14 protein-coding genes are annotated in these 11256 nt (G+C 68.2%); 13 read left to right on the top strand and 1 reads right to left on the bottom strand.

What is annotated here, in order from left to right; translation table 11 throughout:
- Positions 1 to 166: 166 nt before the first annotated feature.
- From infA to NL1_RS01295, 13 genes are all read left to right on the top strand, one after another.
- Positions 167 to 388: a translation initiation factor IF-1 gene (infA, locus tag NL1_RS01355; RefSeq protein WP_003418601.1), complete on the top strand. Its 222-nt coding sequence runs from the start codon at positions 167 to 169 to the stop codon at positions 386 to 388.
- 206 nt (positions 389 to 594) lie between these two features.
- Positions 595 to 708: a 50S ribosomal protein L36 gene (gene rpmJ / locus NL1_RS01350; protein WP_011207363.1), complete on the top strand. Its 114-nt coding sequence runs from the start codon at positions 595 to 597 to the stop codon at positions 706 to 708.
- Positions 709 to 913: 205 nt separating this feature from the next.
- Positions 914 to 1285 (top strand): 30S ribosomal protein S13, encoded by a 372-nt coding sequence (gene rpsM / locus NL1_RS01345; protein ID WP_043687550.1) that lies wholly within the window; start codon positions 914 to 916, stop codon positions 1283 to 1285.
- Positions 1286 to 1294: 9 nt separating this feature from the next.
- Positions 1295 to 1708 (top strand): 30S ribosomal protein S11, encoded by a 414-nt coding sequence (gene rpsK / locus NL1_RS01340; protein WP_014981768.1) that lies wholly within the window; start codon positions 1295 to 1297, stop codon positions 1706 to 1708.
- 22 nt (positions 1709 to 1730) lie between these two features.
- Entirely contained in the window at positions 1731 to 2336 is a 606-nt protein-coding gene (gene rpsD / locus NL1_RS01335) for a 30S ribosomal protein S4 (protein WP_067833170.1), read from the top strand.
- 107 nt (positions 2337 to 2443) lie between these two features.
- Entirely contained in the window at positions 2444 to 3502 is a 1059-nt protein-coding gene (locus tag NL1_RS01330) for a DNA-directed RNA polymerase subunit alpha (protein ID WP_067785162.1), read from the top strand.
- A gap of 49 nt (positions 3503 to 3551) precedes the next feature.
- Positions 3552 to 4079 (top strand): 50S ribosomal protein L17, encoded by a 528-nt coding sequence (gene rplQ, locus NL1_RS01325; protein WP_067833167.1) that lies wholly within the window; start codon positions 3552 to 3554, stop codon positions 4077 to 4079.
- 239 nt (positions 4080 to 4318) lie between these two features.
- Positions 4319 to 5128 (top strand): tRNA pseudouridine(38-40) synthase TruA, encoded by an 810-nt coding sequence (gene truA / locus NL1_RS01320; protein WP_307621604.1) that lies wholly within the window; start codon positions 4319 to 4321, stop codon positions 5126 to 5128.
- 274 nt (positions 5129 to 5402) lie between these two features.
- The gene (locus tag NL1_RS01315; protein ID WP_067833161.1) at positions 5403 to 6230 is read left to right on the top strand and encodes an LLM class F420-dependent oxidoreductase; all 828 of its coding nucleotides are present in this window, start codon (positions 5403 to 5405) and stop codon (positions 6228 to 6230) included.
- 132 nt (positions 6231 to 6362) lie between these two features.
- On the top strand, positions 6363 to 7736 hold the full coding sequence (locus tag NL1_RS01310) for an MFS transporter (protein ID WP_067833158.1): 1374 nt from the start codon (positions 6363 to 6365) through the stop codon (positions 7734 to 7736).
- A 46-nt stretch (positions 7737 to 7782) separates the two neighbouring features.
- A complete protein-coding gene (locus NL1_RS01305) occupies positions 7783 to 8442 on the top strand; it encodes a response regulator transcription factor (RefSeq protein WP_067833254.1) in 660 nt (219 codons plus the stop codon).
- 19 nt (positions 8443 to 8461) lie between these two features.
- On the top strand, positions 8462 to 9895 hold the full coding sequence (locus NL1_RS01300) for a sensor histidine kinase (RefSeq protein ID WP_067833155.1): 1434 nt from the start codon (positions 8462 to 8464) through the stop codon (positions 9893 to 9895).
- On the top strand, positions 9892 to 10827 hold the full coding sequence (locus NL1_RS01295; RefSeq protein WP_067833152.1) for a TAXI family TRAP transporter solute-binding subunit: 936 nt from the start codon (positions 9892 to 9894) through the stop codon (positions 10825 to 10827). Before NL1_RS01300 ends, NL1_RS01295 begins: the two co-directional genes overlap by 4 nt.
- A gap of 71 nt (positions 10828 to 10898) precedes the next feature.
- Here NL1_RS01295 and NL1_RS01290 read toward each other — a convergent pair whose 3' ends face one another.
- Complete coding sequence (locus tag NL1_RS01290) at positions 10899 to 11234, bottom strand: metal-sensitive transcriptional regulator (RefSeq protein ID WP_174553379.1); 336 nt, start codon at positions 11232 to 11234, stop codon at positions 10899 to 10901.
- Positions 11235 to 11256 lie beyond the last annotated feature (22 nt).

The following is an 11256-nucleotide window of genomic DNA, read 5'->3' as shown; positions in this document are numbered from 1 at the left end:
CGGATCGGACGCCTCCCGGTAAGCTGGAGCGGCGGTGCACCTATGCGCCGCCTGTTTGCATGCCGCCGGTCCGGTTGACGCCGACCCGGTACATACAAGCAGACACCAAGCAATCACACCAGGTTCGATCGGCAACGCCGAATCGAGAACCGGGATCGCGGAGGACATGGCGAAGAAAGACGGGGCCATCGAGGTCGAGGGTCGAGTTGTCGAGCCGCTGCCCAATGCGATGTTCCGGATCGAGCTCGAGAACGGTCACAAGGTTCTCGCGCACATCAGCGGAAAGATGCGGCAGCACTACATTCGCATCCTTCCCGAGGACCGGGTGGTCGTCGAGCTTTCACCCTACGACCTGTCGCGCGGCCGAATCGTGTACCGCTACAAGTGAATCGAGTGGGCGAGCCACGCTCGCGAAATGCGCTCGCCTGAGTCGATTCACGCGGCTGGGTCAGGCACGGACCAAGGCTTTTACCCAGAGTCTCTCCCCGGAGAGGCCATCGTCCGCGAGGACGAGGACAATAAGACTTCCCCAGTCGCCAGGCTGGGGAAAAACTGTGTTCACACCCCTGTGAACCGCAAGGAGATTGGACGGACGTGAAGGTTCAGCCGAGCGTCAAGAAGATCTGCGAGAAGTGCAAGGTGATCCGCCGCCACGGCCGGGTCATGGTGATCTGCGACAACCTGCGCCACAAGCAGCGCCAGGGCTGATCGAAGTCTCACCGCCAAGCACCGAACGCAGTTCGGATTGGCACACAGAAGAACTCCCAGCTCCAGCCGCACGCTGTGGAAATTCGGGCTCTCGAGAGAGGGAACGAGGCGTGCGAGCCAACCACCGGTACGGAGGCCGGTGCCCCACTCAAGACGGGGGAACGGACAGGGAGCAGACCTCCGCAACGATTAAGGAAACTGCCACATGGCACGTCTCATGGGCGTCGACCTCCCGCGCGAAAAGCGCATGGAGATCGCGCTGACCTACATTTTCGGCATCGGCCGTACCCGCTCCCAGGAGATCCTCGAGGCCACCGGCGTCAGCCCTGACCTGCGTTCGAAGGACCTCAGCGACGACGACCTGACCAAGCTCCGCGACTACATCGAGGCCTCGGAGTTCAAGGTCGAGGGCGACCTGCGCCGTGAGGTGCAGGCCGACATCCGCCGCAAGATCGAGATCGGCTGCTACCAGGGCCTGCGCCACCGTCGTGGCCTGCCCGTGCGTGGCCAGCGGACCAAGACCAACGCGCGCACCCGCAAGGGCCCGAAGCGCACCGTCGCAGGCAAGAAGAAGTAAGGGATACGGATGCCTCCTAAGAGCAGGGCCTCCGGCCCCAAGAAGACCCAGAAGTCGCGTCGCAGGGAAAAGAAGAACGTCCCGCACGGCCACGCGCACATCAAGAGCACGTTCAACAACACGATCGTGTCGATCACCGACCCGAACGGCAACGTCATCTCGTGGGCGTCGTCGGGTCACGTCGGCTTCAAGGGTTCGCGTAAGTCGACCCCGTTCGCCGCGCAGCTCGCCGCCGAGAACGCTGCCCGCAAGGCGCAGGAGAACGGCGTCAAGAAGGTCGACGTGTTCGTCAAGGGCCCCGGTTCGGGCCGTGAGACCGCGATCCGCTCGCTGCAGGCCGCCGGCCTCGAGGTGGGCACGATCTCCGATGTCACCCCGCAGCCGCACAACGGCTGCCGTCCGCCCAAGCGGCGTCGCGTCTAGCGGGAAAGGAAGGTAGAGCAAAATGGCCCGTTACACCGGACCCATCACCCGCAAGTCGCGTCGTCTGCGCGTCGACCTCGTCGGCGGCGATCAGGCGTTCGAGCGTCGTCCGTACCCGCCCGGCCAGCACGGCCGTGCGCGGATCAAGGAGAGCGAGTACCTGCTCCAGCTGCAGGAGAAGCAGAAGGCTCGCTTCTCCTACGGCGTCATGGAGAAGCAGTTCCGCCGGTACTACGAAGAGGCCAACCGCCTCAAGGGCAAGACCGGTGACAACCTTCTTCGTCTGCTCGAGACCCGTCTCGACAACGTCGTGTACCGCGCCGGTCTGGCGCGCACCCGTCGCCAGGCCCGTCAGCTCGTCAGCCACGGCCACTTCCTGGTCAACGGCGTCAAGGTCGACGTGCCCAGCTACAAGGTGAGCCAGTACGACATCATCGATGTCAAGGAAAAGTCGCTGCCGACCCTGCCTTTCCAGGTCGCGCGGGAGACCGTCGGCGATCGCCCGGTTCCGGGCTGGCTGCAGGTGATCCCGGGCCGTCTGCGGATCCTGGTCCACCAGGAGCCGGAGCGCGCCCAGATCGATGTGCCGCTGCAGGAACAGCTGATCGTCGAGTACTACTCGAAGTAATCAGCGCATGCCGCTGGTGTTCGGTCGTCCGGTTCGCCGGACGGTCGAGCGCAACCCCTTAAAACGAGGCGTCAAATAGCGGGCGCCCTAAAAGGAGGATGATCCTCATGCTGATTTCCCAGCGTCCGACCCTGACCGAAGAGGTCGTCGCCGAGAACCGCTCGAAGTTCACCATCGAACCCCTCGAGCCGGGCTTCGGTTACACCCTCGGCAACTCGCTGCGGCGGACCCTGCTGTCCTCGATCCCGGGGGCCGCGGTCACGAGCATCCGCATCGACGGCGTTCTGCACGAGTTCACCACCGTCCCCGGCGTGAAGGAAGATGTCACCGACATCATCCTGAACCTCAAGGGTCTGGTCGTGTCCTCGGAGGAGGACGAGCCGGTGACGATGTACGTGCGCAAGCAGGGCCCAGGCACCGTCACCGCGGGTGACATCGTGCCGCCCGCCGGCGTCGTCGTGCACAACCCGGACATGCACATCGCCACCCTGAACGACAAGGGCAAGCTCGAGATCGAGCTCGTCGTCGAGCGCGGTCGCGGTTACGTCCCGGCGGTGCAGAACAAGGCGTCCGGTGCGGAAATCGGCCGGATCCCGGTGGATTCGATCTACTCCCCGGTGCTCAAGGTGACCTACAAGGTCGAGGCCACCCGTGTCGAGCAGCGCACCGACTTCGACCGGCTCATCCTGGACGTGGAGACCAAGAACTCCATCAGTGCGCGGGACGCGCTCGCCTCGGCGGGCAAGACCCTGGTCGAGCTGTTCGGCCTCGCTCGCGAGCTGAACGTCGAAGCCGAAGGCATCGAGATCGGCCCTTCGCCGGCCGAGGCGGATCACATCGCCTCGTTCGGTCTGCCGATCGAGGACCTGGACCTCACCGTCCGGTCCTACAACTGCCTCAAGCGCGAGGGTGTGCACACGGTGGGCGAGCTGGTCGCCCGCACCGAGTCGGATCTGCTGGACATCCGCAACTTCGGCCAGAAGTCCATCGACGAGGTGAAGGTCAAGCTGCACGCGCTCGGCCTCTCGCTGAAGGACAGCCCGGCGTCGTTCGACCCGTCCTCCGTGGTGGGTTACGACGCGAGCACCGGCACGTGGAGCGACAGCGGCACGTTCAGTGACACCGATGGCGGCGAGCAGGACTACGCCGAGACCGAACAGCTCTAGGCCGCTGGGGTAGGCGCCCCGGCCCGGCCGCATACAAGGAGAAACAACAATGCCTAAGCCCAAGAAGGGTGCCCGCTTCGGCGGGTCGGCGTCGCACCAGAAGGCGATCTACGCCAATCTGGCGACGGCGCTCTTCGAGCACGGCCGGATCACCACCACCGAGGCCAAGGCCAAGGCCGTGCGCCCCTACGCGGAGAAGCTCATCACCAAGGCGAAGGGCGGCTCCCTTGCCGACCGTCGCGAGGTGCTGAAGGTGATCCGCAACAAGGACGTCGTGCACTCGCTCTTCGCGGAGATCGGGCCGTCGTTCGAGGGTCGCGAGGGTGGCTACACCCGCATCACCAAGACGCTGCCGCGTAAGGGTGACAACGCGCCGATGGCGATCATCGAGCTGGTCCGGGAGAAGACCGTGACCAACGAGGCCGATCGTGCCCGTCGCGTTGCCGCGTCCCAGAAGGCGGAGGAGGCCGCTCCCGAGGTCGTCGAGGAGACGGCCGACGAGGCTGTCGCCGAGGCCGAGGCTCCGGCTGCCGAGGAGAAGGCCGACGAGGCCGCCGAGGACAAGAAGGACGCCTGACCTGGTCGGGTTTTCTCGAATGAGCCCGCCGCCCCTGTGGGTGGCGGGCTCATTCGCGTCGATCGGCCGAACCGGTCTGCGGCCCGTTGTGACTCCGTGGGCTTGTTCGCGTTCGACGAGAAGTTGTTGTGACAGTGGAGGATTCGATGGAATCGGCTAGCGCACAGACCGGCTCTGCTGTCCCGGCGGCGTCTCCAGTGTCCCCGACGGCGGCGACCGAGCCCCGGGACGCGGTACGGGTGCGCCTCGACATCTCCTACGACGGAACAGATTTCATCGGCTGGGCCCGCCAACCCGGCCTGCGGACCGTGCAGGGCGTGCTGGAGGACTCGCTGAGCAAGGTGTTCCGCGAGCCGATCCAGCTGACCGTCGCAGGCCGCACCGACGCGGGAGTGCACGCCGAGGGGCAGGTCGCGCACTTCGACACCACCGCCGAATTCGACGGTGACAAGCTCGTCCACCGCATGGCGCGTTTCCTCCCGAAAGACGTGCGCATCAAGGCCGCTCGGATCGCCCCGCCCGAATTCGACGCGCGCTTCTCGGCGATTCGCCGCCACTACGTGTACCGGCTCACCACCGCGCGGTACGGCGCTGAGCCGCTGAGCGCCCACAGCGTCGTGTCGTGCCGCCCAGGCGTGGATCTGGAGGCGATGCGCGCGGCATCACGGAAACTCTTGGGGCTGCACGATTTCGCGGCGTTCTGCCGCCGCAGGGAGGGCGCGACCACGGTGCGCGAATTGCAGCGCTTCGAGTGGGAGCGCGAGGGTGATCTGCTCACCGCGTTCGTCAGCGCCGACGCGTTCTGCTGGTCGATGGTGCGCAGCCTGGTCGGCGCGGTGCTCGCCGTTGGCGAGGGCAGGCGCACCACGGAATGGATCGCCGGGCTGCTGGGGGAGACCGAGCGTTCGAGCGCGGTGGCCGTGGCCCCGGCCCACGGCCTGAGCCTCGTCGCGGTCGACTATCCGGCCGACGCGGACCTGGCGGCGCGCAATGCCGAGACCAGGGAAATGCGGACCGTGCCGGATCGAGGTTGTTGCGGCGGCGACTGATAGGGGACCGGTACCGCGGCCGGCTCCAGCGAACCGCGGTACCGGAGTGGTTCAGTAGCCGGTGCTCGCTTCGATGGTCTTCGGCTGCGAGTGGCCGGATATCTCGATGCGGCGCGGCGTGGCTCTTTCGGCGGCGGGGATGGTCGGGCCGGAAGCTGTGCACCATCAAAGTTAGCACTCTCTTGCTGTGAGTGCTAACACTTCCTCGGGTGAGAAACATGTCGCGCGCCGCGGTCCGGAATAGGAACGGGGACGGCGGAGGTTCGTTTCCGACATGACAATTGATGGTCTCGGACAGTTCGGTGTATGGCGCGGCTACCAGGGGGTTACTCCGGACGAGGCGCACGAGCTCGAGCAGCTCGGCTACGGAACGGTGTGGCTCGGCGGCTCCCCGCCCGCGGAGCTGCCGGTGGTGGAATCGCTACTCGCAGCGACGGATTCGCTGACGGTGGCCACCAGCATCGTGAACATCTGGTCGGCCCCGGCGAAGATCGTGGCCGATTCGTTCCACCGCATCGAGGAGCGCTTCCCCGGCCGCTTCCTGCTCGGTGTCGGCGCCGGGCACCCCGAGTTCAACGGCCCCTACCGCAAGCCCTACGACGCGCTGGTCGAATATCTCGACGAACTGGACGAGGCCGGAGTGCCGAAGCAGCGGCGGGCCCTCGCCGCACTGGGTCCGCGGGTGCTGGAGCTGGCGCGTGAGCGGACCGCGGGCGCGCTGCCGTATCTGGTTACCCCCGAGCACACCCGCCGCGCCCGTGCGATCCTCGGTGCGGACGCGCTGCTCGCCGTCGAGCAGAAGCTCGTCCTCGACGAAAACCCGGAGCGGGCGCGCGAAGTCGGCCGCACGATCGTGCCCATGTACCTCGGACTGGCCAACTACGTCGCCAACCTGCGCAGGCTCGGCTTCGACGACGCCGATGTCGCCGCCCCCGGCAGCGACGCGCTGATCGACCAGCTGGCCGTGCACGGCAGCGCGGCGCGGGTGGCCGAGCAGCTGCGGGCCCACCTCGACGCGGGCGCCGACCACGTCGCCCTGCAGGCGCTCGGCCCCAGCTACCTCGAATCGCTGCGCGCGCTGGCCCCCTTGCTGCGCGCCTGACCTGCGCGGGCGTGCGGCGGGTGATCGTACTAAGAGACAGTTAGGAAACCCGTCGCACGCTTCCGAACCCCTTGTGACTGCCGACACACTCTCTTCCAGCTGACGCGAAGAAGCGTTGAAGGAGGAGATTCGATGTCTACGACAAAGCCCACGGGCGAGCGCCGCGTTGTCGCGAACGTGCTGCGTGGATCGATCGGCAACTTGGTCGAGTGGTACGACTGGTACGTGTACGCGGCGTTCAGCGTGTACTTCGCGAAAGCGTTCTTCCCCGAAGGGGATTCGACCGCGCAGTTGCTGTCCACCGCGGCGGTGTTCGCGGTCGGGTTCCTGATGCGCCCGCTCGGCGGCTGGGCACTCGGCCGCTACGCGGACCGGTTCGGCAGGCGCGCCGCGCTGACCCTTTCGGTGACGGTGATGGCGGCCGGTTCGCTGCTCATCGCGCTGACGCCGAACTACCAGACCATCGGCATCGCCGCGCCGGTGCTGCTGCTGCTCGCGCGACTGCTGCAGGGCCTCTCGGTCGGCGGTGAGTACGCCACCAGCGCGACCTATCTGTCCGAGGTCGCCTCGGCCGGTCGGCGCGGGTTCTACTCCAGCTTCCAGTACGTGACCCTGGTCGCCGGTCAGCTCACCGCGCTCGGCGTGCAGATCGTGTTGCTGCAGGTGCTCACCACCGCGCAGATGCACTCCTGGGGTTGGCGAATCCCGTTCGTAATCGGCGCGGGCGGCGCGATCGTGGTCATGCTGCTGCGGCGCGGGATGGACGAGTCGGCGTCGTTCGAGGCGGAGGCCTCCGGCTCGAACGAAGCCAAGGGGTCTGCGCGTGGTTCGCTGCGGCTGCTGCTGAAGTACCCGCGGGAGTGCCTGCTCGTGGTCGGCCTGACCCTCGGCGGCACGGTCGCGTTCTACACCTACACCACCTACATGCAGAAGTTCATGATCAACACCTCCGGCATCTCCAAGGGCACGGTGGCCTGGATCAACTTCATCGCGCTGCTCGTCTTCGTGGTGATCCAGCCGCTGGCGGGCGGACTGTCCGACAAGATCGGCCGTCGCAAGCTGCTCATCTTCTTCGGCGTGAGCGGCACGCTGCTGACCGTTCCGATCATGACCCTGCTCTCGCACACCTCGAACCCGGTCGCGGCCTGGGGTCTGATGATGCTCGCCCTGCTGATCATCACCGGCTACACCTCGATCAACGCCATCGTGAAGGCCGAGCTGTTCCCGACCAAGATCCGCGCGCTCGGCGTCGGCCTGCCCTACGCGCTCACCGTCGCGATCTTCGGTGGCACCGCGGAGATGATCGCCCTCGCGCTGAAGAAGGCGGGCGCGGAGTCGGTGTACTTCTACTACGTGGCGGGTTGCATCGCGATCTCGCTGATCACCTACTACTTCATGCGGGAGACCTCGACGGAGTCCACCATCGAAGCCGACGAAAAGGCGCGCGCCGCCGCGGCGAGCGCAGGAAGCGATGACGACCGCTCCATGGCCGCCGTGCGTGGCTGAGCGACTCGTCTCCGCGCCGATCCTGCCCATGTGGCAGGATCGGCGCGTGCGGCTTGCGGTGGTCGAAGATGACGACGGCGTGGGCGACGCGCTGGTCGAAGCGCTCAATGCCCGCGGTTACCTGGCCGAGCGCAAGCGTCGCGGCAGCGAGCTGCTGCTCGACCATCGGGGTTACGACGCCGTCATTCTCGATCTCGGTCTGCCCGACGGCGACGGCCTGCAGGTGTTGCGGCAGCTGCGCGAGGTCAGCTCGGTCCCCGTGCTGATCCTGACCGCGCGCAGCGACGAACGGTCCATCGTGCGCGGATTGCGCGGCGGCGCGGACGACTATCTCGTCAAGCCACCGCGGATCGCGGAGCTGATGGCGCGGCTGGAGACCGTGATGCGCCGGGCGGCCGCGGTCGCGCAGTCCGAGCGCAGCGAGGTGGTCACCGGCGACGTGCGTGTCGATCTCGCGGCCCGGGTCGTCGAGGTCGGCGGGGCACCGGTCGCGTTGACGCAGAAGGAATTCGAGCTGGTCGAGGCGCTCGTGGAGCGGCCGGGCGCCGCGGTGAGCCGCCAGCAGCTGATGGACCGGATCTGGGGCGACGCGTTCGTCGCGGTTTCGCGTTCGCTGGACGTGCACATGACCGGTCTGCGCGCCAAGCTGAACCGGCCGGGCTTGATCACCACGATCCGCGGGTACGGATACCGGTGGGGCCAGTGAGCGTGGAGGACGGAACGTCATGCGGCGCAGACTGCTTGCCGCGCTGACGGTGTTCGCGGCGATCGCGGTCCTCGCGTTCGCGGTGCCGCTCTCGCTGACCTACGCCACGAGCCGGACCCAGGAGCTGATGCTCGGCCGCTCCGGTGACGCGGATCGGTTCGCCACCCTCGCCGACGCCGTGGCGCTGGAGGGAAACGACGCCGCGCTGGCCGAGGAGGTCGCGCGGTACCACGAGTTGTACGGCGAGAACGTGCTCGTGGTGGACGCGCGCGGAGCGACCGCGGTCAACGCGGGCGTGGACATCATTGATCCGGCCGTCGTCGCGGCGGTCTCCGACGCGCGGCGCAATCAGCGGCCGCACCCGATCGACCGGCTCATGCCGTGGAGCGATCCGATGCTGCTCGTCGCGCGACCGGTCGGGACCGGGGTGCAGGTCAACGGCGCCGTCGTCATCGAGGCGTCCACCGCGCAGGCGCGCCGCGACATCACCCACGCGTGGCTGATCATCGGCGTCGGCGGTGTCGTAGCGATGGTGCTCTTCACACTGCTCGCGCTGACGCTGAGCCGCTGGGTGCTGCGCCCGCTCGCTGCGCTCTCGCGGGCCGTCGCCGAGTTGACCGCGACGCTGCCGAAGGCGCGGTCCGCGCCGCAGGCCAGCGAGGACGCGCCGCCCGCTTCGATCGCCCGCCACTATGGCGGGCCACCCGAAATGCGCGAAGTCGCCGAGTCCTTCGATGCCATGGCGCTGGCGGTCGCCGACTCGACGGAGGCGCAACGTCAGCTGGTGGCCGACACCGCCCACGCGATGCGCAATCCGCTGGCGGCCCTCACCATCCGGCTGGATTCGCTCGAGTACGCGATTCCGCAGACCGCCGCGGACACCTTCCGCGGCGCGAGCGCGGAGGTGGACCGGCTCACCACACTGCTCGACGGTCTGCTCACCCTCGCCGTCGCGGAGACGCGGGACGCGTTCGCTACGGCGGTGGGTGCGGCGGAACACCGTTGCGACGCAGGACAGGTCGTGGCAGACCGCATCGACGCCTGGCATTCCGCGTTCGCCGCCGCGGGGCAGTCGCTGCGCGCCGAGCAACCGGGGCGGCCCGCCGAGGTCGCGGTGACCGCGGATGTTCTCGCGCAGATTCTCGATGTGCCGCTGAGCAATTCGAACCGCTATGCCGGATCCGGCGCGCACACCGTGGTGTCCGTCGGGATGGAGCCGGGGTGGGTCACCGTGACGGTGCGCGACGACGGCCGGGGCGTGCCCGCCGACGAGATCCACAAGCTCACCACGCGGTTCTTCCGCGGCTCTGCCGCGCAGGCAGGCGGTTCCGGCCTAGGTCTGCCGATTGCCGCGGCCCTGGCACAGGCGCGCGGTGGCGTGCTTTCGGTCGACGCGGTAGCTCCGCAGGGACTCGCGATCGCCGTACGTCTCCCGGCGGTGGTGGCGCCGTGACGGGTCGGCTGGACAGGCGAAAGTTCTTGGCGCTCGCGGCCATCGGCGCCGCGGGTGTCGCGGGCGCTGCGGGTGTCGCCGGGTGCGGGTCCGGGGACGAGCCGGTGGTCCGGTTGGCCTCGGGTGAGGTGGGCGGCTTCTATCACGCGTTCGCGCGTCTGCTCGCCGCCGCGGCCGCCGACGCGGGAACGGTGCGGATCGAGCCGGTCGCCACCTCTGGATCGCGGGACAATCTCGCCATGCTGGCCAGGGGCGATGCGCAAGCCGGTCTGGCACTCGCGGATTCGAGCAGGGGCGCGCCGGGCGGTGTGCTCGCGCTCGGCCGGGTCTACGAGAACTACTTCCAGCTCGCCGTGCGCGCGGACAGCGGGGTCCGCCGGGTGGCCGAATTGCAGGGCAGGCGGGTGAATCTGGGCGCCCAGGGCTCCGGCGCGGCGCTGACGGGGGAGCGGATTCTGCTCGCCGCAGGGTTGGATCCGGCGACCGATGTCATCGTGGAGCATCGCCCGCTGCGCGACGCCGCGGTGGCCCTGCGCTCCGGTGCGGTCGACGCGCTGCTGTGGGCGGGCGGCGTGCCGACCGCGGCGCTGGAGGTGCCGCTGCGCATGCGTCTGGTGGATCTCGGTGAGCTGGCCGCCCCGCTGCGCCAGCGCTACGGACATATCTACGATCGCGTCGAGATCCCGGGCAACGCCTATCCCGGGGCCTCCGCGATCCACACCGTCGGCGTGGCGAACTTGCTGCTCGCGTCGCCCGCGCTGTCGGACGAGGCCGCCGCCGCGATCGTCGACCTGCTCGCCGGGCGTCCGGACGCGCTGGTCCCGGCGGAGGCCGCGGGCACCCAATTCCTGGACGCGCGTTCGTTGATCGGCACCGGCCCCATCCCGCTGCACCCCGGCGCGGCCGCGGCCTACCGGCGGCGCCACGGGTGAGCGAATCATGTGCCAGCGCGCTTCGCGCATGCCTGGGCCGAGCGCCGGCGAGGCGCAGGCATGCGCGTCGATCAGGAGCGCACCAGGCGGGCGATCGCGTCGGTGGCTTCTTTGATCTTGGCCTGGGCCTCGGGGCCACCTGCGACGGCGGCGTCCACCACGCAGTGGCTGATGTGATCCTCCAGCAGGCCCATCGCCACGGCCTGTAGTGCCTTCGTCATCGCGGAGACCTGGGTGAGGATATCGATGCAGTACTTCTCTTCCTCGACCATCCGCTGCAACCCGCGGGCCTGCCCCTCGATGCGGCGCAGGCGCTTGAGGTAGTCGTCCTTGGCGGTGATGTAGCCGTGTGCCGAGTGGTCGTGGTCCGGCTGGTCTTTGGTGATGTTCGCGTCCGGGGTGGTCACCGACTGTCTCCTTGCTGCCTGC

It is taken from the genome of Nocardia lijiangensis NBRC 108240, assembly GCF_001613045.1.
GTDB classification, from domain to species: domain Bacteria; phylum Actinomycetota; class Actinomycetes; order Mycobacteriales; family Mycobacteriaceae; genus Nocardia; species Nocardia lijiangensis.
This window is presented reverse-complemented; position numbering and strand designations above follow the sequence as displayed.